The following is a 24171-nucleotide window of genomic DNA, read 5'->3' as shown; positions in this document are numbered from 1 at the left end:
CAGACCTTCCGACGGTTCGGCCTGACTCGTCATGACAGATACGAGAAGTGCCGTACCGACGGCCCCGGCCACTTGGCGCATCGTGTTGTTCATCGCTGTACCGTGCGGCATCAAATGTTCCGGCAGCTGGTTGAGTCCTGCCGTTGTGACAGGCATCATGACCATGGCGATACCGAACATACGGAAACAGTTGACGATCGCCAGGTACGTGAACGTTGTTTGCGGCGTAAGATCGGTGAACAGGAACGTGGAGCCGGTAACGAGCACGAGTCCGATGATGGCGAGCCATTTGGCACCGAATTTATCAAAAAGACGTCCCGTGATCGGGTTCATGATCCCCATGAGTACCGCTCCAGGAAGCAGCATCAAACCGGATTCAAAGGCAGTGAATCCGAGCATGTTCTGCATCATGATTGGTAGAATGACGGCACCGCCGATCATGGCGATGAAGGCAATCATTCCGATAGCTGTCGTTAAGGTGAACATTTTGTATTTGAAAATCCGGAATTCCAGAATTGGTTTCTCCAATTTCAGCTGTCTCGTAATGAACAGGAACAGCGTAACCGCTCCGACACCGAGGGAAATCATTACTTCCCCGCTGAAGAAGCTGTTATTACCGGCGACACTGAATCCATACAGAATCCCGCCGAAACCGAAGGTAGATAGGATGATGGAGATCGGGTCCACTTTCGGAAAGGTCTGTTTGGTTACGTTCTTCAATATGAAGTAAGCGACAATAATATCTGCGATGGCGATCGGCAATATGATGAAGAACAGACTTCTCCAAGGGAATTGCTCGACGACCCATCCGGACAATGTCGGACCGATGGCCGGTGCAAAAGCGATGACGAGTCCGAACATTCCCATTGCTGCACCGCGTTTTTCTATAGGGAAAATCAGGAACAGGATGGTCTGCATCAACGGCAGGATGATCCCCGCCCCGGCAGCTTGAAGGACACGTCCGGCCATCAGTAAGGAGAAGTTCGGTGCGATCCCACAAACGAGCGTACCCGCAGCGAACAATCCGACGGCGGTCAGGAATAAACTTCTTGTCGTAAAACGTTCAATTAAAAAGGCGGTGATCGGAATCATAATTCCATTCACCAGCATAAATATCGACTGCAGCCATTGGGCTGTATTGGCGTCCAATTGAAGATCTTCCATGATCTTCGGCAAGGCCGTTGCAAGTAAGGTTTGGTTCAAAATCGCAACGAACGCCCCCGAGATGAGCACGATCATCAAGGGGACGCGATTAATGGACTTTCTTTCTTCGTCTGTCATCTTACCCCTTCTTTCTTTTGGTGCTTAGCTAAATACTTAGGTGACTAACGATTAATGATAGCATATATTCCATTGGAATTGCATTCTTAATGTTTTTTCCCACAAAAATTCCTTAGAATGCTAACCATTCGACTGCAAAAAGAAAAGAAAGCCGCGTAATACAGCTTTCTAATTGAAATTTTCATCGGGTAGAGGAGCGGGCTGCGGGAAATGGGGCGCTTTCCGCGGGGTGGCCGGTGAGCGTCCTCATCGCTGTTGCTCTTCCGGGGTCTCATCTGTGCCACACTTCCCGCAGGAGTCTGCCCTTTTTCCCTCCGCCCTTTACCATAATGATCGCTCTACCGGTTAGTGGCGTTTGCATAGAAAAGCGCTTTTGTTCTTCTATATTACCGGTTTGTTTTCTTCTCTGATTTATTGATAACGGTCGTTCCGACGAGGTCGCCGGTGACGTTAAGGGCGGTTGCCCCCATTCCGACAAAGACATCCACCGCTGTAAGCAGCGCGACAGCTTCCATAGGAAGTCCGACTTGCGAGAAGACGGTTGCGATCATGATGATTCCGGCTCCCGGAACTCCGGCTGTACCGACAGAAGCGAGGGTACCAACAAGGACGACCTGAAGCATATCCGTGAAGCTCAACGGATCATTGATGACGTTCGCTGCAAATACAGCAGATACAGCAATCCGGATGGCTGCTCCGTCCATATTGATCGTTGCCCCGAGCGGAAGGCTGAACCCGTACAGGCTTTTGTTTAAGCCGAGGTTTTTAGCTGCATTCAGTGTCAGCGGCAGCGTCCCGGAGCTTGACTGTGTGACGAAAGCGGTGATCATCGGTGTCCGTGCCTCCCGGAAGAAAGCGGACGGCTTCCGCTTGGTAATCAACAGGATACCGACATAGATCAGCAGCTGGACAAACAGGCCGACATAAAGGACAAGAATGAAATTTCCAAGCGACAGCAGCGTGTCTTTGCCTTCTGTTCCGACAATTTCAGCAACAATCGCGAAGATTCCGACGGGTACGTACTGCAATATTCCCTTCATGACCGTCAGCGTCGCTTCATTCAAGCCTTCAATCACTTGATACGTACTGTCACCGATTTTCTTATAATCGGCGGAGGAACGCAGGAATGCAATCGCGATTCCGAAGACGATGGCCGTAAAGATGATGCCGAGCAGGTTCATCTCCGTGAGGGCCGTCAAAATGTTTTCCGGTACGATATTTAATAGAACACTTGTGAGACCGGGATTATCCGGGACGTCAATGCTTTCGCTCCCATCCAGGCTCGTGCCCGTTCCCGGTTGGAACAAGCCTGCGACGATGATTCCGACGATAATCGCCAGGGCCGAGGTGCCGAGATAGTAGAGGAACACCTTCCCGCCCATTCGACCGAGGTCGTGCGTGTTGGTCTGATTGACACCGACAATTAATGTAAACAGAATTAATGGAACGATGATGAACTTGAGAAGACGGAGCAGTAAATCTCCAAGCGGAGCCAGGACAGATGCCCCATCGCCGAAGATCAGACCGACAAGAATCCCGAGTACAAGTGCGACGGTGATTTTCTTAATCAGAGATGTCTCCATATATCCCTTCCACAGTTTACTCATAAGTAACCTCCTTTATTTACCAATATTTATCATGAATTCTGATCGATTTACTTATGATTACGGACTATAACATATAGCATGCCTGCGCCGGGTGTCAATCGACTTGCTTAGTATGAAACAAAGAGACGCTCGTATGAAAAAAAAACGCCTGCCGGCATGGCAGACGCTGATCTAATAAATCGTTTATCTCATTTTCTGTTTGCCGAAATAGAACAGCCCGGAAATGATTCCGACAGCCATCATGGCTACAGATACGATGAGGGCAGTCCATGGGCCGAACTGCACAATGAATGGAACGGATAATGCTGTGATGAAACCGCCTCCTAAGAATGGTTCAAAGAACAGCTGCTTATATCCGAATGCTTCAAAGGATGGTGATTTGTTGTCGGGGTCGACGATACGCATAAGGAGAAGCCCTGTAGCGGTGACGCCCGTCGATTGTCCGAAGTCGCCTAATCCGCGCTCGAACCAATAATCAGGAATGAAACGTGGGGCAAAGTACAAGAAACAGAACAAGTTCCATATAATCCCCGCTGCAGCTAACAGCAAGAACGGAACCAGATACTCACCGATGACGTCGATGGAAACCGTAGCGATGGCAGTCAGGATGAGAACATCGAGAGACAGCCCTTGAATACGGTTGACCATACGGCGGTCGACTAAATTATATTTATCTTTTTTGCTGAAGAAGATCTGTAGAAGCACACCACCGACCATAGCCATAGGGAACAGTGGAATGAATTCCATGAAGCCTGATCCCAGTGTCACCGCTTCTAATTGAATGAGTAATTCTAAGATTCCCCAACCAATGAATATGGCAAGCATGACAATCGCCATGTGGAAGGATAAAGGTTCGATCGATTCCGGACGGAACGTAAGCTTTCCGTTCGGCTCCAGGTTCTGATATTCCATGAACCCGCGCTTCTGAAGATCGGAGAAATCGTTGATTCCATCAATTACCTTCGTCTTTTTCTTACGGATTCCCCAGTTGATGAGGATGATTCCGAAGATGACACCGGATAAGACGCCGATCGTCGCAAGCCCGATCGCCAAATCGAACGCTTCATCGAAGCCGAATTGTTCGAACGTACCGGCCATACCGGCAGCCGTTCCGTGTCCGCCTTCAAAGGCTACTTCGATCAGGGCTCCTGCCATCGGTGGAATATTGAATACGGGTGTCAGAACAAGCAGCACGAGAAGAAGTCCTACGACATACTGGCCCCAGCCGATCGTCCAGCCAAAAGCTAATTGAGGACCGGCATAATTCCAAATTTGACTCAATTTAGGAAGGGTTGCGCCAAGGAATAAGGCAGCAAACACGACGTTAATCATCAACCCAGGCAGATCCGCCCAGACTTCTGTCACGACCGGCGGCATGACGCCGTAAGAAAGCCAGGAGTCATCCGGCATGAATTTACCTAATACTTGGGGGCCTAACAATAATGCTACAAAACCTCCGATAATCGAAGATGGTAAGAACAAATTTTGTAAAAAAGTCACTTTCACACGGATGATCTTTCCTATCAATAGAAAAAGTCCGATGTAAAGGAGTGCAAAGCCGATTTCATTAGCTGTCAAATTTCATCTCTCCCTTTACGATGGAATATGTAGGTGTCACCTCGGGAATTTTACCATAAAACTCGAAATTCGGCGAATTTTGTCGAGTTATTAGCATATGGTATCCGGGTACATAGGAAATAAAGAAGGAAGTGAAGCCATGACAGAGCCGAGAAAAAAGGTCGTAGTCGCTGGTGCAAGCGGGTATATCGGCCGTAATTTGATGAAAAAATTGGTAAAAAATCATGACATTATCGCATTATCAAGAAATGGGGATGATAAGGAGGACGAGACCCATATTCATTGGAAGTCCTGTGACTTATATTCGTTGATTGATGCGGAAAGAGGACTGGAGGGTGCCGATATTGCTGTCTACCTCGTCCATTCGATGCTTCCCTCAGCGAAGTTGACCCAAGGGTCGTTTGAAGACATGGACGTCATTCTTGCCGATAACTTCGCACAGGCAGCTAAAAAGCAGGGCGTACAGCAAATCATTTACTTAAGCGGGATCGTTCCGGATGATGGGCGTCCTCTGTCCCCTCACTTAAGGAGCCGCCTGGAAGTAGAAGAAATTCTCGGAGCATACGGGACACCGGTCACGACGATCCGGGCAGGGCTTATCGTGGGTCCCTCCGGCTCCTCTTTTCCGATTTTGAAGAATTTGGTGAAGCGGCTGCCGTTTATGGTCTTACCAAGGTGGACGCGGACGAAGACGCAGCCGATTGCTCTCCCGGACGTACTCACTACGCTGGATAAGAGCATTGATAACAGAGAACTGGCAGGGAAGGCTGTCGACGTCGGCGGTCCGGAAGTGATGACTTATGAGGAGATGATGGCAAAACTCGCCGCCGTCATGAACCGCAGCCCGAAGATGATCGATGTTCCTTTTCTAACCATTCAATTGTCCAAGCTGTGGGTGCGTCTTGTGACAGGTTCGCCTAAAGAAATGGTTTACCCATTAATTGAAAGCCTTGTGCATCCGATGATTGTGCAGGAAGAGAACCGCGTGAAAGGACTGAGTGAAGGAAGCATAACGTTTGAAGAAGCGGCGAGGGCTGCTTTAGAGGAAGAAGCACCGAAGAAAAAGGGCCGTCTCAAGCCGAAGTTCTCTCCCATCCAGCAGGATGTGCGGTCTGTGCAGAGGATCCCGCTGCCAACGGGTCACTCTGCAGACTGGATTGCAAAATATTACGTGCGCTGGCTGGAGCGGGTACTCAATCCGTGGGTGAAGACGACGGTTTTTGATGCCAGCCATTGCCGGATCGGTGTCATCTTTAACCGGACGCCCCTGCTTGAACTTACGTATGCCGCTGATCGAAGTACGAGAGACCGGGCGCTTTATTATATTTCCGGCGGCGTTCTGGCCGATGTCGATAAGAATGAGCGGGGCCGGCTTGAATTTCGAAAAATTCCCGGTAAGAATGAAGCGATCGTAGCGATTCATGATTACATGCCGTCGATCCCTTGGTTCTTTTATAAATATACACAGGCCAAAGCCCATCTGCTTGTCATGCACTGCTTCCGCCGTCATTTGGAAAAATGGGATACAACCCCTCCTGTTTCCTTTCGGAGCCATGCATAAATCAGCCGGAATGGACGAAGAATAGGGGTGTAAGACATCATGTTTTACACGAGGTGAAAACCATGGGCAATAAAGAGAAGAAACACAATCGTCAGTTTAAAGAGACGAAGAGCAAAGGTGAGCATCGAAACGGCCGCCTTGCCCAATTCAAGAACCACAGTACGGAGTTCGGTCAAGAGCCGAATGAATATATCGATCGAGGCCGTTACTAATGGCACTTCGATACGGGTCCGCCTATATGGCGGGCCTTTTTGCGTCTTTTCCTTTTTTTATCAAATGGCTTAAAACCGTACTTTCTATGTCGATACATACGTATAGAAGCGTGAGTGAGGGAGGAAAAGGCATTGTTATTTAAGAAGAAGCAGACGCCAACATTACCAATAGAAGAAAAATTCAGTGGAGAGCTCCATCTCGTAGAAGGGACGGATGTGAAGAGGCAGTGTGACATGATCGGGTTGACAGAGCCCGATCTGGCCGTTCTCCAGTCGCTCCAACCTGTTGTTGCCGCTAATATCGGTGCAGTCGTCGATCAATTCTATGCCAACTTACAGAAGGAACCGTCCTTGACCGCCATCATTGAGGAAACCAGCTCCGTCGATCGGTTGAAGCAGACGCTCAGGAGACACATAGAAGAAATGTTTACAGGAATCATCGACGAAGCGTTTTTGGAGAAGAGGCGGACGATCGCTTCTGTTCATTTGAGAATCGGGCTGAAACCGAAGTGGTATATGTGCGCGTTCCAGGATCTCACCCATTCCTTCCTTGATATTTTCTCTCGGGAACTTGGAACCGGTCCTCAGTTTCTGGAAGCACTTCGTGCGGTGACAAAAATCTTGAATCTGGAGCAGCAGTTGGTTTTGGAAATGTTTGAAGAAGAGGCGGCAGGTCTGCGGGAAGTGGAAGTACATAAGCGCATGGAGGCCTATACGAGGATCGACCGGATGTCGGAGGAGGTCGCAGCTGTATCCCAGCAGGCCAGTGCCTCTACCGAACACCTGACAGACCAGACGAAGAACATCGTCGCAGCATCAAGAGAAGGGGTGCGTATTTCTCATGATGTAGAGCGACAATCTTTAGAAGGACAGAACCGCCTGCAGGTCCAGCAATCACAAATGGATGAAATGAAAGGGCAGATCGATTCGATTACAGCCGATATGAACCACCTCCAAGGGACAGCGGAACAGATCAGCAAAATTGTCACCATTGTATCGTCCATAGCCGAGCAGACGAATTTACTGTCCTTAAACGCGTCTATTGAAGCTGCACGGGCGGGGGAACATGGAGCAGGCTTCACAGTTGTTGCCAATGAAGTAAGGAAGCTCTCCGAACAGACGAAAGCATCTGTGGAAGAAGTAGCAGCGCTTATCACGATGACAAGCTCTCAAATCCACAAGGTGTCTGCAAGCGTGACGCAGATGGATGGGGCCGTCCGTCAGAGCACCGAAAGCATGCAGCACATCAACAAATTCTTCACCGGAATTGTTGAGGCAATGGGGGAGAACAAGGCTTTCAGTGACAGCGTAGAAGCAGAGCTTGCTGCGTTTGCGGAAGCAATCCAGGAAATAAATGCAGCGGTAACGGATGTCGCTGCTTCTTCCCAGCGTCTTACACAAGTCACGGAATAATAAAAAAGCGCCGGATCCTACTACGGATCCGGCGCTTTTCGTCTACCTCTTCATCGTTGAGCGTTTACTTCCACGACTTTTTCCTGTTGGACGGAAGGCTCTTCCTTCGACTCTGTCAGCTCTTCTTTCGCTTCCTTCGCCTTACCGCCTACCTCCTGCAGGTCCTCTCCGGCGTCTTTTGCCGTATGGATAATGGCTTCGGACTCTTCTTTAATATCTTTCACTTTTTCAGTAATTTCCTTGCCTTGGTTATTGAAGACTTCCTGAACGGTTGTAATGGCTTCGTTAGCGATGGTCACAACGTTCTGGATGCGGGTTAAGAGGTCATCCTTCTTCGCTTTCGGGTCCTCTTTCACCTCGGAGGCATAGCCTGTTACGGCATTTTTGGTGGATTTCGTTCCCTCCATGATACGCTTTCGTTCTTCGGGGTTTTTAATTAGAACAAATGCTCCCCCGATCACTGCTCCAGTCAGCATGGCCAACGGCAGCTTCCCTCGTTTTTTTGTTTGTGTTGCGTTTCCATTCGTTTGTGTCATCTTAATATCCCCTTTCTGTTTCGTATTTGCGGCAGCTGCCTGTTGCAGCTCCTTCTTTGATTCCTGAAGATACTGGTGTCCAGAAAGACCTGTTTCATATAGCTCTTTCTTCTTTCTGTACCATTTCATCTTCGTGATGGATGGATCTTTGCTTATCGACCGTGCCGTATATCCCGCGAGAACCCCTGAAGCTCCTCCGATTATCCAGTCGCTGTCCTTCTTCATACAGACGTACTCTTGATCTGGGCGGATTTCAGCGCTTTTCGCTTCTGGCTTAAATAATACGTCAAGGCGAGGGCCCCGTAAATGCCGCGCCAGCCTTCCTCGTTAATTTTCTGTTCTCCCTCGTGGGTGCTCGTCTTGATCGTGTGGGTCACATCAACGAGAGAAGAGGTCAATTTACGGGAAGATTCCCCAATGTCCCCCACGATATAGAAGAGTGGGCTGAGGGCACGGATCTTTTCATTCACATCTGCCAGCGTATCGTTGCTTTGATGGAGGACGCCGGTCGTTTCCTTCATGACAGAATCCAACTGCTCCGGCAGCTGATCCACCGTCTTTCTTACGCCTTTGAGGACATTGGCTAAATTATTCAGTGCTTTAATCAGGAAGATTGATACGATGGCAAAGGCGATGCCGATGATCAATACTCCAATTCCTAAGAAATCCATATGAGCTGCCTCCTTTTATTTTGCATTTTTCCGTTTCCATTTCAAATAAAGTTCGATGGCCGCATCGCCCCATTGGAGCGCCTTGACCACCTTTTCATCCTTTTGGTGGGAAGCATGGGCGACACTCTCACTCATGCCCTGCAGGGACTGGTTTACGTTACCGACAGTCGACCCTACATTATTAATGGTGTCGAAAAGTCCGTCTAAGGTTTGTGTTTTCGATTCGATATCGGAAGCGATCGTGTTCGTCTTCTTAAGGAGATGTTCTGATTCTGTGGTAATTCCCTGCATCTGTCCCTCCACTTTCTCTAATGTATGGGAGACGCTGGTCATGGTGCTGGCTGCCGCCTTCAGCGTTTTGACGACATAGATACTGATGAATGCGAATGCGATGGCGATGATTAGTAGGCTGATCCCTGCTAATGACATGACTGTTCACCTCGTTAATTTTGGTTTCTAAAGCTATACCACTATTTTTTTTGTCTGAAACGCATTTGAGAAAACTATACGATGTGTAAAAATATGTAATAAACCGTTTTCTTTTGTAATAAAAAGGGAATCGACATCATATGAAAGCGATTTCCGAAAATTGCGAACCTATTATAAGTGATTTTGGCATTAATTTGGGAAAATTCGACAATATCCGACAAAACTTTTCAGAATATTTTCATTAATTTTAATTGTAAAAGCGTTCGCCAAAATTTATGATGAATATAAGCATATTAAAACGTTCTCAACAGGCCGGTGTAAAACAACGGTATAAGGCTGGTGAAGAACATTCATGAGGAGTGATGATGTGGTTCAGGATACAACTTTAGAGCATGATATCTACTTGTTCCATCAAGGGAATCTCCGGTACAGTTACCGACTGCTCGGTGCTCATCCCGAAACGCGGAATGGAAAGCAGGGCATCCGCTTTGCCGTATGGGCCCCTAATGCTGTCCGTGTAAGCGTCGTCGGTATGTTCAACGACTGGGATGGACGGGAGAACCCGATGGAGAAAGTCAATGATAACGGGATATGGGTGGCGTTCATCCCGAATCTCGATTCAGGGACGATCTATAAATACGAAATCCTGACCGCACACGGACATTTGAGATTGAAGGCTGACCCTTACGCATTTTCCAGCGAACTGCGCCCCGATACCGCTTCCGTCGTCTATCCGCTGGATGGTTATGAGTGGAAAGATCATCAGTGGATGCAAGAACGGAAGGCGAAGAACCCGTATGAATCTCCGATGTCCATCTATGAGCTTCATTTAGGGTCATGGAAGAATATTGAACCGGAAGTCTTCTATAATTTTCGGGAGTATGCAGATATGGTCATTCCGTATGTTAAGGACCTCGGTTACACCCACATCGAATTACTACCTATGACGGAGCACCCGTTCGACCGCTCCTGGGGATATCAGGCGACAGGCTACTACTCCGTCACCTCCCGCTACGGCACCCCGGATGATTTCAAATATTTTGTCGACCGCTGTCACAATTCTGGAATCGGTGTCATATTGGACTGGGTCCCCGGTCACTTCTGCAAGGACGAGCACGGACTGAGACGCTTCGACGGAGAAGCGCTTTATGAGTATGCCGATCCTAAGAAGGCGGAGAAAACCCAATGGGGAACGCTTACGTTCGACTTTGCAAGGAACGAAGTGAAGAGCTTTCTCATTTCAAACGCTGTTTACTGGCTTAAGGAATACCATCTGGACGGGCTCCGTGTCGATGCCGTCGCCAGTATGCTCTACCTCGACTTCGGTAAGGAAGACGGGGAATGGGAGCTGAATGAATACGGCGGAAGAGAAAACCTGGAAGCTGTAACGTTCATCAAACAAATGAATGAATCCGTTTTCGAAGAAATTCCCGATACGCTTATGATGGCTGAGGAATCCACGTCCTGGCCGATGGTTAGCGCTCCGACTTATATCGGAGGCCTCGGGTTCAATTATAAATGGAACATGGGTTGGATGAATGACATGCTCAAGTACATGGAGATGGATCCGATTCATCGGAAGTACCATCACAACCTGATTACCTTCTCGATCCATTATGCATTTTCCGAAAACTTTGTATTACCGATTTCTCATGATGAGGTCGTTCATGGTAAGAAGTCGTTATTAAATAAAATGCCTGGGGACTACTGGCAGAAATTCGCCAATCTGCGTGCTTTTCTCGCCTTTATGTACGCCCATCCAGGGAAGAAACTTTTATTCATGGGAGGTGAATTCGGTCAATTCGATGAATGGAAGGACTTAGAGGACTTGGATTGGGAACTGCTCGATTACGAATCCCACGCCTCCATTTTGGAATACACGAAACAATTGCATCGTTTGTATAAGGACATGCCCGCCCTGTGGGAGTTCGATCACAAACCGGAAGGATTCACATGGATCGATCCCAACAACTACGAGCAGAGCATCGTATCGTTCGTACGCAACAGCCGTACGTCCAATGATCAGCTGGTAGTGGTATGTAACTTCACACCGGAAGTTTATCACGACTACAAAGTAGGGGTCCCGAAAAACGGCTCATACAAAGAAATTTTCTCGAGTGATGCGGAACACTTCGGAGGTTCTGGGCAGACGAACGGACTGCCGCTGGAAACAGTACCTTCTCCATGGCAAGGACAGGATCAACATATTACCATGACGATTCCCCCGCTCGGTGTGAGCTTCTTGAAGAGAACTTCAGTATCCAAGGAGGAAAATCATGAAAAATAAAGAATGCGTTGCGATGCTTTTGGCCGGCGGTCAAGGGACACGACTGAAATCATTAACCAAACAAATTGCGAAACCAGCCGTCTATTTCGGCGGAAAATACCGGATCATTGATTTTCCATTAAGTAACTGCACGAACTCCGGCATCGATACGGTCGGTGTTCTCACACAATACGAACCACTGATCCTGAACGATTATATCGGAATCGGGGACACGTGGGATTTGGACCGTAAATACGGAGGCGTTTCTGTACTCCCGCCTTTCATGCAGGCAGCAGGCGGAGGTTGGTATTCTGGGACAGCGAACGCCATCTACCGTAATTTGAAATTCCTTAACCAATATGATCCGGAACACGTACTGGTGCTTTCCGGTGACCATATCTATAAGATGGATTACAATGCGATGCTCGACCACCACAAGAAGACGGATGCAGATGCGACGATCTCTGTCATCGAAGTCCCTTGGGAAGAAGCGAGCCGCTTCGGGATCATGAATACCGATGATGATGGAAGAATTACCGAGTTTGATGAGAAACCTGAATTTCCGAAGAGCAACCTGGCGTCGATGGGTGTATATATCTTCAAATGGGAAGTATTGAAGCGTTATTTGATCGATGATGCGGAGAAAGAAGATTCCTCCCATGATTTCGGGAAAGATATCATCCCTGCTCTTCTTTATGATTATAAAAAGCTGATGGCATTCCAGTTCGAAGGATACTGGAAGGATGTCGGTACGGTCGATAGTCTGTGGGAAGCGAATATGGATCTGTTGAAGAAGAACCCTGAGCTCGACCTCAACGATCACAGATGGCGCATCTATTCGAAGAACCCGAACCAGCCGCCGCAGTACATTGCACCGAGAGGCTCCGTCCGGAATGCCCTCGTCAATGAAGGCTGCCGGATTTATGGAACGGTTGATACATCGATTATTTTTTACGGTGTGCATGTCGGCGAGTCTTCCGTCGTGAAAGATTCCGTCATCATGCCGGACGTGAAGATCGGCAAGAACGTGAAGATACACCGCGCGATCATCTCCAAAGGCAGCGTCATTGAAGACGGAGCCGTCATCGGCGACCCTTCACCAGACAGTGAAATCACGCTTGTAGCAGATGAAGGCAGCGTTCTTGCGACAAGCTACGCAACGAATAGTTAAAGGGAGGATATTATGGATCGTATTGCAGGAATCATAAACTTAGATCACGAACAAGACATGATGGACGAACTGACTTATTTCCGGTGCGGAGCGGCTGTACCATTCGCCGGCCGTTACCGGATGATCGACTTTACAATTTCGAACATGACCAATTCCAGAATTGAATCCGTGGCTGTGTTCGCGCGTCGTAAGTACCGCTCACTTATGGATCACTTGGAACAAGGAAAAGCATGGGATTTGGACAGGATGCGCGGCGGATTATTCATTTTGCCGCCGGACTGGAATGATCCGACGGACATTTCCCGTGGGGATCTGCAGCATTTCCACAACAATATAGACTTCATCAACCGGACACTTGCAGATTATATCGTCGTTTCCGGTTCCCAGAACATCTGCAACATTGACTTCCAGGATGTCCTCCGTGAACATAAGGAAGCAGGAGCGGATGTAACGGTCGTCTATACGAAGGTAGAAGAGCTTTATCCGGAGTTCCATCGAGCCCACAAGCTGGATCTGGATGCAGACAACCGGGTGACAGCTATTCACAATGATCACAGCAATTCCAATGTGTACATGGATATGTACATCATCGAGAAGCAGTATTTGTATGAGCTGATCGAGAAGTGTATCGCACACGGCTGCTCGAACTTTTTCCTGGACGGGATCAAGTCGAAGATTCCGGACATCCATGTCCATGCGTATGAATATGAAGGAACTCATGCTTTGATCAATTCCGTGGAAAGCTACTACCGCAACAGTTCCAAACTGCTTGATGCAGACGAACATGATGCACTGTTTAAGGAAGAAGCACCTATTTTCACAAAAGTGAAGAATGAAGCGCCTTCCAACTATACGGAAACGTCCAACGTCACCAATACGATGGTCGCAAACGGCTGTGTCATCGAGGGTCATGTGGAAGACAGCATCCTTTTCCGAGGTGTGAAAGTAGGAGAAGGAGCCGTCATTAAAAACTCGATCATCATGCAGCGCTGCGAAATTGAAAGCAATGCTGTTCTCGAGAATGTCATCCTTGATAAAGACTGCAGCATCTCCCGCGGCAAAACGCTGATCGGTGCCCCGGAGAAACCGTTTGTTATCGCCAAGAGAAGGACGATGTAAACGAACGTTATCAAAAATGAATGACTAACATAAGGGACTGTCTGGACGCATCACTCTGGTCAGTCCCTTTCGCGTAAGACGCAAGAGGCGGTCCCCCGCACATTAATTGGAGGAGTGAATAAATAATGAAAGTATTGATGATTGGATCTGAATGCACCCCTTTTATCAAGACAGGAGGATTGGCGGACGTACTCGGTTCTCTGCCGCAGGCATTGAAGGATCAAGGCGCTGATGTACGTGTGGTCCTTCCTAAATACGAGAATATGGCGGACGAGTGGAAGCAGCAAATGACCCACCTTGAGGCGCTTGATGTCCAACTCGGCTGGCGCAATCAATATGCCGGGATCGAGTACCTGGAGTATGAAGGCATCCCTGTATATTTCATAGATAACGAGTATTACTTCAAACGCTCGAACCTTTATGGGTACGGCGATGAAGCCGAACGGTTCGTCTTCTTCAACCGGGCCGTCATGGAATTGGTGTGCCGGATGGACTGGACTCCTGACATTCTTCACTGTCACGATTGGCAGACGGGGTTGATTCCGGTATTCTTACATACCCATTATAAAGAGGTCGAGAAACTTCAAGGTATGAAAACGGTGTTCACCATCCATAATTTAAAGTATCAGGGGGTCTTCGCCCAATCCGTGCTTCACGATTTAATGGACTTTGATGAATCGATGATGAGAGACGATGCTTTCGAATTTTTTGGAGACATCAACTTCATGAAAGGCGCCTTGAACTACGCCGATTTCATCACGACCGTCAGTGAAACTTACGCAAAAGAGATTCAAACACCGTATTATGGGGAAAACCTAGACGGAGTACTCCGAAAGCGCACCGATGAATTAATTGGCATTGTCAACGGAATTGATGACCGAAACTATGATCCTATGAAAGACGAGTCGCTCGCCTTCCCGTATCGCAGCTCCCTGATTAAGAAAGGGCAGAACAAGATGTGGCTGCAGGCAGAACTCGGTTTGCCGGTCCGGAAAGATGTCCCGATGATTGGCATCGTTTCCAGGCTGGTCGAGCAGAAAGGGTTCGATTTAATCGGGCGGGTCATTGATGAACTACTGTATCATGAGGATGTTCAAATCGTTCTGCTCGGTACAGGAGAATATCAATATGAACAGATGCTTCAATGGGCACATGACAGGCACCCAGAGAAAATGTCGACGAACATCCGTTTCTCCGAAGCCTTATCCAGGCAGATTTACGCGGCAAGCGACCTGTTTCTTATGCCGTCCCGCTTCGAGCCGTGCGGAATCGGGCAACTGCTCGCACTTCGCTATGTAACGGCACCAATCGTACGGGAAACAGGTGGACTTGTAGACACCGTCCAGCCATATAATGAGGAGACGGGAGAGGGAAACGGTTTCACGTTTACGAATTACAACGCCCATGACATGCTGTACACCATCCGCAGGGCCCTTGCAATGTATCAAGATGCTGATGCTTGGCAAACGCTTGTGAAGAACATTTGCAAGAGTAAGTTCACTTGGAAAAACTCTGCCCAACAGTACATGGATCTCTATCAATCTATGTTCCGTTAGCAGGGGGGACAGGAGGAAACCGTTATGGTGATGTTCAGTGATAAAGAGGAATTCAAAAAGGAGTTCCAGAGGCGGTTGGAAGGAAACCTGGGGAAATCGATCGATAACGCTACGACGTATGATACGTACCGTGCGCTCAGTGGTCTGCTCCAGGAGAAGATCAATAAGCATTGGCTGAAGACCAATGAAGAGTATAGACAAAGTAAGACAAAGCAGGTCTATTATTTCTCCATGGAATTTCTGATGGGGCGTCTGCTCGGTAATAACCTGTTGAATGAAAAGGTGCTGTCGGTGGTGGAGGAGGGGCTGGCAGACCTGAACCTTTCCCTTTCGGATATAGAAGAGCAGGAGAGCGATGCCGGTCTCGGTAATGGCGGGCTTGGCCGCTTAGCTGCATGTTTCCTCGATTCCCTTGCTTCGCTGGAGTTAGCTGGACATGGGTATGGAATCCGCTATAAATACGGCATGTTCGACCAGCACATCGTCGATGGCAAACAAGTGGAGCTCCCGGATCACTGGCTCCAGGACGGCTTCGTATGGGAAACCCGTCGCCCGGAAGAGGCCGTTACGGTTCGCTTCGGCGGCCGCGTCTCGTCCGAGAAGGATAAAGACGGTGTCCTCCGATTCCACTATACAGATGAAGAACAGATTCTGGCTGTTCCGTATGATGTCCCTGTCGTCGGCTATAGCAATGAAACGGTGAATACGCTGCGGCTGTGGTCTGCGGAGCCCACTGTTTCCGATACGCTTCAGAAAGCGGAGCGGGAAGGGGAATTCGGCCACTTCCTGCATCATAAGCGATCCTTGGAGAGGATATCGGAATTCCTCTATCCCGATGACTCCAATGAGGAAGGCAAGAAGCTGCGGCTGAAGCAGGAATACTTCCTTGTTTCTGCAGGCGTCCAATCCATCATCCGCACGTTCGAAGCGTTGGATCTGCCGTGGTCGGAATTCCCTGAGAAAGCAGCCCTGCATATTAACGATACGCACCCCGCACTCGTCATTCCTGAATTGATGCGGATTCTCATGGATGAGAAAGGCGTAGGCTGGGAGGAGGCATGGGAGATTACTCAATCATCCGTGTCGTACACCAACCACACGACATTGAGCGAAGCTTTGGAATCATGGCCTGTAGGGCTTGTAAGGTCTTTGCTGCCAAGAATTTTTATGATCATAGATGAAATCAATGAGCGTTTCTGTCAGGAGCTCTGGCGGACGTTCCCCGGGGATTTTAACCGGATTGCCGACCTTGCCATCGTGGCGGACGGACAGGTGAAAATGGCCCACTTATCCATTGTAGGCAGCCACAGCGTTAATGGTGTCGCCAAACTGCACACGGATATATTGAAAGAAAGAGAAATGAAACGCTTCTACAATACGTTCCCCGACCGATTCAACAACAAGACGAACGGCATCACCCACCGCCGTTGGTTGATGCATGCCAACCAGAAACTTGCCACCGCTGTAACCGATACGATCGGTGATGGGTGGATAGACAAACCAGGCGAGCTGAAGCGTCTGCTGGATCATAAAGAAGATGCTTCCTTTTTAGATCGGCTTCATGATATCAAACAGGAGAATAAGAAAGATTTCTCCAACTGGGTGAAGGAAACGCAGGGGATCATCGTTGACCCGAATTCCATCTTTGACGTCCACATCAAGCGGCTGCACGGCTACAAACGCCAATTGCTTAACGCACTTCATATTATGCATTTATACAATGAATTAAAGTCCGACCCGACATTGGACATTGTACCGCGCACGTTCTTCTTCGGAGCGAAGGCGGCACCAAGCTATCATTTTGCTAAAAAGGTCATACAATTAATCAATAGAATCGCTGACGTCGTCAATAACGATAAGGCAGTGAATGAATATATTAAGGTCGTTTTCCTTCCGAACTATTCGGTGTCGATTGCAGAGAAGATGATTCCTGCGAGCAACGTAAGTGAACAGATTTCCCTTGCTACGAAGGAAGCCTCCGGAACAGGAAATATGAAGTTCATGATGAACGGGGCTTTGACGGTGGGAACGATGGATGGAGCGAATGTGGAAATCCATGACCTGGTCGGTGATGACAACATCTATATATTCGGATTACGCTCGGACGAAGTATGGGATTATTACCATAACGGTTCCTACTCAGCGAAAGCGATGTATAACCAGGACGAACGGATTCGTAATACCCTTGATGAACTGCTCCATTACAGTCCCTTCTCTAAAGGGGAAAGAGATTTCCAGGAAATCTATGATGCCTTGTTGACGCATAACGATGAATACTTCGTTTTGAAAGACTTTGCCAGTTATCTGCTCGCGCAGAAGAAAGTGAGTCAGGACTATCAGAAAACACGCCTTTGGAACGCGAAGAGTCTGGTGAACATCGCCCAATCCGGAGTTTTCTCCAGTGACAGGACGATTCAGGAATATGCCCGCGATATATGGGGCATCCAACGGGTAACGTCGTTGAAGTGATGTTGGAGGAGGTCGGATCAGTGAAACAAAAAGAGATGTATCATAATAGTTTTGAAGCTTCTTATCGAGAGCCTTTCGGTGCAGCGCCGAGAGGTTCTGCTGTTACTCTGGCGATCGATGTCCACGCAAGATACCAGGCATCCCAGGTCATCCTGCACTATATCCTCGATCGCACCGACGACGAGCACACGAAGAAGATGGATGTTCGGAGCGAAGGTCATCAACAGGCTTCCTACGAAGTGACAATAGAAATGCCGGAAGAACCACAGTTGATCTGGTATTTCTTCGAGGTGGTTCTCGCAGACCAGACGTTGTACTACGGGCGGGAGCGCAGTAATGAAAGTGGAGAAGGAAAGATATACGAGCATATCCCACCGTCTTGGCAAATAACGGTGTACGATCCTGCATACAGGACGCCTAAGTGGTGGAAAAATGCGACGATGTATCAAATCTTCCCGGATCGCTTCTATTGCGAAGGGGAGCTGTCGCTTGAGAAGGCACCGGAAACAAGTCTTGTCCATGCTCACTGGGAAAATGATCCGGTTTATATACGCAACGAACGGGGCGAAGTGATCCGCTGGGATTTTTTCGGGGGAAATCTTGATGGGATTCGTTCCAAGCTTTCGTACATCCAATCCCTCGGTGTGACAGTCATCTATTTGAATCCTGTGTTTGAAGCGGAGAGTAACCACAGGTATGATACAGGCGATTACCATAAGATCGATCCACTGCTTGGAGACAAGGAAGCTTTTGAGACGCTTATTGAAGAGGCTTCGTCTTATGGAATCGAGGTTATGCTTGATGGTGTATTCAGTCATACAGGCAGCAACAGCATTTACTTTAATCGAGAAGGAAAATATGATTCACTGGGAGCGTACCAGTCTAAGGATTCCCCCTATTACAGCTGGTACACGTTCCACCAGTATCCGGATGATTATGATGCCTGGTGGGGAGTCGGCACACTTCCGACGTTGAATAAAGAAAACAAAGACTATCAGAACTTTCTCGTTCACGACGAAGACAGTGTCATCAAAACGTGGCAGCGATCAAATATGAACCATTGGCGCCTGGACGTTGCGGATGAATTAACAGATGATCTGATTCGTCAAATCTACCGCCAGCTCAAGAAAGAAAATGAGTCGAGCGTGCTGCTCGGCGAGGTGTGGGAAGATGCCTCTAACAAAACAGCCTATGGGAAACGGAGAGATTACTTCCTCGGCGGCGTTTTGGACTCCGTCATGAACTACCCCGTCCGTCGCATCATGCTTGATTTCATGAAGGGCGAAATGGACGGCTATAGTGTCTACCGGCGTCTGTTGACGTTATGTGAACACTATCCGAAAGAATATTTCTATGCCGTGATGAACATGCTGTCCAGCCATGATGTCGAGCGTATTAAAACAATGTTGACAGGCTTTCTTCCTGCCTCTTTTCGAGAAGAGGATGCAGAGGGAATGGTGGGGAAACAGATCAAAGCTCTCAGCTTATGGATGTACACCTTCCCGGGCATCCCTTCTCTCTATTACGGAGATGAAGCGGGTCTCACCGGAGGGGCCGATCCGGATAACCGGAAGCCGTATCCATGGGGAAGAGAAGATGAGGACCTGCTTGACTGGTACCGGAACATCGGAAAGTGGAGGCAGGATCACGATGCTCTCCGGACAGGGCACTGGCAGCCGTTCGCCTTGGATAAGGATGTCTTCTGCTTCGAACGCTGGGTAGACAACGGGGTCGATCATTTCGGTGATCAGGCATCGGACGGACGTTTTCTTTACTTGTTCAACCGCAACCATTACGAACAGCGGGAAGTCGATATCCCGATCGAGAAAGGGAAGTGGCAGCACCTGGAAAACAAGAAGCGGATATTCAGCTCAAAGAATAACCGGCTGACGCTTGAATTGGAACCGGGAGAAAGTATGCTGCTGCGAATGATGAAGTAGAAAGGAGCAAGGACCATGGGATTTTTGAATGAACTGCTTGGCAATGCCAGTGAAGTGGACGTAGAGAAGCTGGAAAAGCAGCTGGATGGTATTTTAACAGAGAAGGAAGCGATTCAGAGCGGTTATAAAGTGCTCCGGGACTCCTTCCTTTTCACCGACAAGCGCCTTCTTCTCATAGATAAGCAGGGGATGACAGGTAAGAAGGTCGAATATCATTCCATCCCTTATAAGAGCATCACCCATTTCAGTGTGGAAACAGCAGGAAGCTTCGATATGGATTCCGAATTGAAAATCTGGTTATCCGGATCACACGAACCGATCGTCAAGCTGTTTAAGAAAGACAGCCCGATTGAAGCGGTTCAGAAAACGCTTGCTACTTATGTTCTTTAACAAAATGTTCCACGTGAAACGATAAGCGCCCCCTTTTACGAAGGTGTCCGCTCTTAAAAACAGACAGAAGAAAAGCCGGCCTTGTGCCGGCTTTTCTTATACATAGGAATGGAACTTGAAAGATAGATAGAAACCGTTCATTATTAAATATGAAAGCGTTATCTTAGGGGTGTGAAAGATGAAGCTGGAATTAGCTCAAAAACAGACGACGGGTTTATTCATGACGACAGAGATGAAACAGGCCATCAACCTGCTTCAATATACGACGGCTGAGGTATGGGATTACATATGGGAAGTGGTCGAGAGCAACCCGATGATTGCTTTTGATCCACCGGCTTCCATGTCTTCCATCCTGTCTTCGCGAAACGACGATGCTTATATTGATAGAATAGATCAACTCGCAGCAGATGCCGCGAATTGGCGGGAAGATTTGATCGAACAAATTAGGTGGCTGGAGAGGGAGGAGAAGGAAAAGAAGATTCTTCGCTTTCTTGCTGAAAGTCTTGATGACAAAGGCTTCCTGACTATATCTGAAGAGGAGGCTGCGATGATTCTGGCGGTGGATGTAGAAGCGGTTTCTTCCGCCAGGCGGCAGCTTATGCATATGGAGCCATTCGGAGCCGGCTGCTTCCACTTCCAGGAGTTTCTACTTCTGCAGATAGAAGAAACGTATCCAGAAGATCACCTCCTCTATCAATTGACAGCAGATCACCTGGAGGATCTTGCAGGGAGGAACTGGGAGTTGCTGCAGACAGTTGGCGTTTCGGAAGTGGAGGCGGAAAGAGCTCTTGCCATTCTTCGTGAGCTTCAGCCTCGACCGCTCATTCAGACGAAGGTACAACCTCGTGAGACAGCTCTGCCTGATTTATATGTGGAGAAAAAGGACCACGGACTTCTTTTGCGCGATCCTTACTCTTTCCAAAAACACATTCATTGGGATGGTATACTGAGTAGGATGCATGAAGAGGAGGAAGAGGCGAAGCTGTTTCTTGAAGACTGCTTCCAGCAGGCCCGCTGGTTGATGCGTGGCATTGAACAGCGGCAGCATACATTGATGCGTGTGGCTGGGATAGTGATGAAACATCAGAAAAGGTACTTCAGTGGAGAACCTTTGCAGCCTTTGACGCTGAGGCAGGTTGCCGATCGTATGGGGGTCCATGAATCCACCGTCAGCCGGGCGGTTGCAGGAAAAGTGATACAGACCCCCCTCGGTATGAAACAGCTTAAGTCTTTTTTCGTGAAGGGGTACGAATCGCAGGTTGGAGAAGTATACTCCTCTTTGCAGATCAAAGACATTCTCTGTGATTGGATTAAGGAGGAGAACAGCTCCCGTCCTTTGTCTGATCAACGGCTCGCAGATAAAATGAGAGATACCTTTCACGTAGATATTTCGCGTCGTACGGTTGCTAAATACCGGGACGGGATGGGGATTCCATCCTCTTCCCGGCGAAAGACGTAAGCCTCTCCTCTCTCCCGCATCCTCAGAAGGTTAGTTCTTACAAAAAAAGGGGATAGACAATTACATGTCTGTGGAGGAGGGAGCAGATCGATGAAGAAAGCGAAAAGCTATTTACAAGATCTCATAAAAGAGTTTCAAAAGGATAACATACCGATGCTTGGAGCGGCGCAGGCCTATTACTATTTGCTTGCGATTGTGCCGCTGCTTATTTTACTGCTGTCCATACTGCCTTATATGAATATTGATTCGGAAAGGGTCGTCGATGCGGTGGGCAGCTTCTCGACACCGGAAGCAGCAAACATTTTCCGGGATAACATCATAAACGTAGTGGAGCAGCCCAACGGTGGGCTTCTTACTGTCGGTATTCTCGGTACACTCTGGTCTGCTTCGAGTGGAATCAATGCCTTCATTCAAGCTGCCAACCAGGCGTATAACGTGGAGGAAACAAGGTCCTTTATTAAAGTCCGGCTCCTGTCGGTGGTATTGACTGTCGGCATGATTATTGCCATTGCTGTCGCACTCGTACTGCCGGTTTTCGGTCAGGTCATTCTTGATGCCATCAATCTTCCTGGGGAAACAGCGTTTCTGTTCCAGGTGTTCCGGTGGGTGATCAGTGTCGCTGTCATCGGAGGCGTGCTTATGGCACTGTACCACTTTGCGCCGAATAAGAATATTCCGTTTCATCATATCCTGCCTGGAGCTGTCATTACCGCTGTCCTCTGGCAGCTGATTTCTTTAGGCTTTTCTTTCTACGTGTCCAACTTCGGTAACTATTCCGCAACCTATGGAAGCCTTGGGGGAATCATTGTTCTGATGCTTTGGTTCTTCCTGACCGGTATCATCTTGATGGTCGGAGCAGAAATCAACGTCATCTATCACCGACGAAGAGAAGATGGGAAACAGGAAGCGGCTTAATAGAAAACGAATGAAAGCCCCTGTCCTTAAGAGGATGGGGGCTTTCATTCGTTTTACCACGTCGATACTTGCTGCGACAGCGATTGCGTCCATAAGAATACTAAAGAAATAACGATGATCGTTGAAATTCAGACCGGCTATGAAGACAGCCGGCAAAATAGTTAGTATCCGCCACCTGCGCATAAGGGCATCCCTCCGGTTACTGGAGAAATGTAGCACGGGCATTGTCTCTTTTTCAAGGGTTTTCTCCCTTTGGTACAAGAGATTCTGATAGTAACTCCGTTATAGATCGGCGGATGTTTCCGTCTCGTCCGGTAACGGTTTCTGCACAAAACAGGGATTGCAGGACCGCCTCCTCCGTCGCCTCTGCCACGCCGCGAAAAGCGATATCGATTTCCTCTTCATGAATGGTCGGAATCATGTGAACGGAAGACGGTTTTGCGGGGATGTTGTAAGCAGTTGAGAAACCGAGGGCGATATCACCGCTTCCGTTGCTGATCATCGCTCCTGTTCTAGAAAGGCCGATGACGGAACGTTTGATAATTCTATGCAGCTGTCTGTCGGTAACCGGTAAATCCGTCGCCACCACAATCATGACAGACCCTTTATCCTTCTCCTCCTTCGCTTCTTTCTCCGCGTGCCATTCTTCCCCTGCTGCTCTTCCGTCTATACGAAGATCACGCAGCGTGCCGAAGTTGGTGAGCGTCAACACACCGATGGTATAGTCTTTCGAACCTATCGGCAGTATTCTGGAAGCAGATCCTATCCCGCCTTTGAGCGAATAGCAGACCATCCCTCTCCCCGCGCCCACGGCTCCTTCCCCGAAGTGCTTATCTGCTTTTTCAATGGCTGAATGAATGTGCTCCCGTCGGATCGTCCGCCTGCGGATATCGTTCAGTATCATATCGTTGCATTCCCCGACGACCGCATTGACGGTTCCGGTTTCCCTGCCGATTTCCTCGTTACGTTCCAATGTATAATCAATGACGGCATCGATCGCTGTCCCGACACCGAAAGTATTGGTGAGAATCACAGGCGTCTCAAGCGTCCCCAGTTCTTCTATCTGAATCGATCCGGCTGTCTTGCCGAAGCCGTTGATGACGTGGGATGCCGCCGGTACCTTCTCTTGAAACAAATTCCCTTCGTGGGGGATGATCGCTGTCACTCCTGTCTGCACATCCCCTTCAGCGAGCGTGTGATGCCCGACCTTTACGCCGGGGACGTCTGTGATTGCGTTCCTTTTCCCGGTGGATAGTTTTCCAACTGAAATGCCATACTTCCGAACTTCATGACCCATTATTACACCTCCATCCTTCCTATTCGCAACTTACAGCCTGATTCCTCCTTGTATATTGATTCGTTTTTATGACTTTTTATACAAAATCTTTCTGTATCCGAAACAAAAAGACACGGTTTCTTGAAAAAATTATAAAAAAATACAAAATTGGTTGGTTGCGCTTACATCGTTCGTGTTATTGGATTTTCCTTTTGGTAATCCCTCTTTATTTGTCGGAAAATTGCGTACTTATGTGCTTTAGGTACGTGAAGGGGCCGGATTTTCATGCTATACTAGTAAGAAACTGAAAAGACAGAATTTT

Annotated in this window: 19 protein-coding genes; 12 read left to right on the top strand and 7 right to left on the bottom strand. The window is 48.4% G+C overall.

What is annotated here, in order from left to right:
• The 3 genes from D479_RS03475 to D479_RS03465 form a co-directional block, all read right to left on the bottom strand.
• On the bottom strand, positions 1–1281 hold a 1281-nt coding region (locus D479_RS03475; RefSeq protein WP_008633689.1), incomplete at its 3' end, for a DHA2 family efflux MFS transporter permease subunit.
• Between the two features lie 386 nt (positions 1282–1667).
• Positions 1668–2888 (bottom strand): dicarboxylate/amino acid:cation symporter, encoded by a 1221-nt coding sequence (locus D479_RS03470; RefSeq protein ID WP_008633687.1) that lies wholly within the window; start codon positions 2886–2888, stop codon positions 1668–1670.
• A 183-nt stretch (positions 2889–3071) separates the two neighbouring features.
• The gene (locus D479_RS03465; protein WP_008633685.1) at positions 3072–4466 is read right to left on the bottom strand and encodes a sodium/glutamate symporter; all 1395 of its coding nucleotides are present in this window, start codon (positions 4464–4466) and stop codon (positions 3072–3074) included.
• A 139-nt stretch (positions 4467–4605) separates the two neighbouring features.
• Here D479_RS03465 and D479_RS03460 point away from each other — a divergent pair, with 139 nt between their 5' ends.
• The 3 genes from D479_RS03460 (at position 4606) to D479_RS03455 (ending at position 7652) form a co-directional block, all read left to right on the top strand.
• A complete protein-coding gene (locus D479_RS03460) occupies positions 4606–6027 on the top strand; it encodes an NAD(P)H-binding protein (protein ID WP_039870677.1) in 1422 nt (473 codons plus the stop codon).
• 62 nt (positions 6028–6089) lie between these two features.
• Complete coding sequence (locus tag D479_RS20615; RefSeq protein ID WP_008633681.1) at positions 6090–6239, top strand: hypothetical protein; 150 nt, start codon at positions 6090–6092, stop codon at positions 6237–6239.
• A gap of 132 nt (positions 6240–6371) precedes the next feature.
• Entirely contained in the window at positions 6372–7652 is a 1281-nt protein-coding gene (locus D479_RS03455) for a globin-coupled sensor protein (protein WP_008633675.1), read from the top strand.
• A 50-nt stretch (positions 7653–7702) separates the two neighbouring features.
• Here the strand turns inward: D479_RS03455 and D479_RS03450 are convergent, their stop codons facing one another.
• From D479_RS03450 to D479_RS03440, 3 genes are read right to left on the bottom strand one after another with little or no spacing between them, the layout of a single operon-like run.
• Positions 7703–8413 carry a hypothetical protein gene (locus D479_RS03450; protein ID WP_008633673.1) on the bottom strand — a complete coding sequence of 237 codons (711 nt, stop codon included), beginning with the start codon at positions 8411–8413 and terminating at the stop codon, positions 7703–7705.
• Entirely contained in the window at positions 8410–8859 is a 450-nt protein-coding gene (locus D479_RS03445) for a DUF948 domain-containing protein (RefSeq protein WP_008633671.1), read from the bottom strand. The genes D479_RS03450 and D479_RS03445 overlap by 4 nt, the downstream gene beginning before the upstream one ends.
• A gap of 15 nt (positions 8860–8874) precedes the next feature.
• Positions 8875–9288: a DUF948 domain-containing protein gene (locus tag D479_RS03440; protein WP_008633669.1), complete on the bottom strand. Its 414-nt coding sequence runs from the start codon at positions 9286–9288 to the stop codon at positions 8875–8877.
• A gap of 367 nt (positions 9289–9655) precedes the next feature.
• Here D479_RS03440 and glgB point away from each other — a divergent pair, with 367 nt between their 5' ends.
• The 9 genes from glgB to D479_RS03395 all read left to right on the top strand — a co-directional run bounded on the left by glgB (position 9656) and on the right by D479_RS03395 (position 22573).
• Positions 9656–11575 carry a 1,4-alpha-glucan branching protein GlgB gene (glgB, locus tag D479_RS03435; RefSeq protein ID WP_008633666.1) on the top strand — a complete coding sequence of 640 codons (1920 nt, stop codon included), beginning with the start codon at positions 9656–9658 and terminating at the stop codon, positions 11573–11575.
• Positions 11565–12725 (top strand): glucose-1-phosphate adenylyltransferase, encoded by a 1161-nt coding sequence (locus D479_RS03430; RefSeq protein ID WP_008633664.1) that lies wholly within the window; start codon positions 11565–11567, stop codon positions 12723–12725. The genes glgB and D479_RS03430 overlap by 11 nt, the downstream gene beginning before the upstream one ends.
• Before the next feature lie 12 nt (positions 12726–12737).
• The gene (gene glgD / locus D479_RS03425; protein ID WP_008633662.1) at positions 12738–13844 is read left to right on the top strand and encodes a glucose-1-phosphate adenylyltransferase subunit GlgD; all 1107 of its coding nucleotides are present in this window, start codon (positions 12738–12740) and stop codon (positions 13842–13844) included.
• 125 nt (positions 13845–13969) lie between these two features.
• Positions 13970–15400, top strand: a complete 1431-nt coding sequence (gene glgA, locus D479_RS03420) for a glycogen synthase GlgA (protein WP_008633660.1) — start codon at positions 13970–13972, stop codon at positions 15398–15400.
• A 30-nt stretch (positions 15401–15430) separates the two neighbouring features.
• Positions 15431–17869, top strand: a complete 2439-nt coding sequence (locus D479_RS03415) for a glycogen/starch/alpha-glucan phosphorylase (RefSeq protein WP_026577725.1) — start codon at positions 15431–15433, stop codon at positions 17867–17869.
• 20 nt (positions 17870–17889) lie between these two features.
• Positions 17890–19809, top strand: coding sequence for a glycoside hydrolase family 13 protein (locus D479_RS03410; protein ID WP_008633655.1), 1920 nt, complete (start codon positions 17890–17892; stop codon positions 19807–19809).
• 15 nt (positions 19810–19824) lie between these two features.
• The gene (locus D479_RS03405) at positions 19825–20199 is read left to right on the top strand and encodes a PH domain-containing protein (RefSeq protein ID WP_008633653.1); all 375 of its coding nucleotides are present in this window, start codon (positions 19825–19827) and stop codon (positions 20197–20199) included.
• 178 nt (positions 20200–20377) lie between these two features.
• On the top strand, positions 20378–21658 hold the full coding sequence (gene rpoN / locus D479_RS03400; protein ID WP_008633652.1) for an RNA polymerase factor sigma-54: 1281 nt from the start codon (positions 20378–20380) through the stop codon (positions 21656–21658).
• Between the two features lie 90 nt (positions 21659–21748).
• Positions 21749–22573: a YihY/virulence factor BrkB family protein gene (locus D479_RS03395; RefSeq protein WP_008633649.1), complete on the top strand. Its 825-nt coding sequence runs from the start codon at positions 21749–21751 to the stop codon at positions 22571–22573.
• A gap of 235 nt (positions 22574–22808) precedes the next feature.
• On the opposite strand, the gene D479_RS03390 is transcribed toward D479_RS03395, so the two are convergent.
• Positions 22809–23870, bottom strand: a complete 1062-nt coding sequence (locus D479_RS03390) for a P1 family peptidase (protein WP_008633647.1) — start codon at positions 23868–23870, stop codon at positions 22809–22811.
• Positions 23871–24171 lie beyond the last annotated feature (301 nt).

Origin of the sequence: Halobacillus sp. BAB-2008 (assembly GCF_000328325.1) — a bacterium.
GTDB lineage: Bacteria > Bacillota > Bacilli > Bacillales > Halobacillaceae > Halobacillus.
The sequence above is the reverse complement of the archived record's forward strand: the minus strand, read 5'-3'. Positions and strand labels throughout refer to the sequence as shown.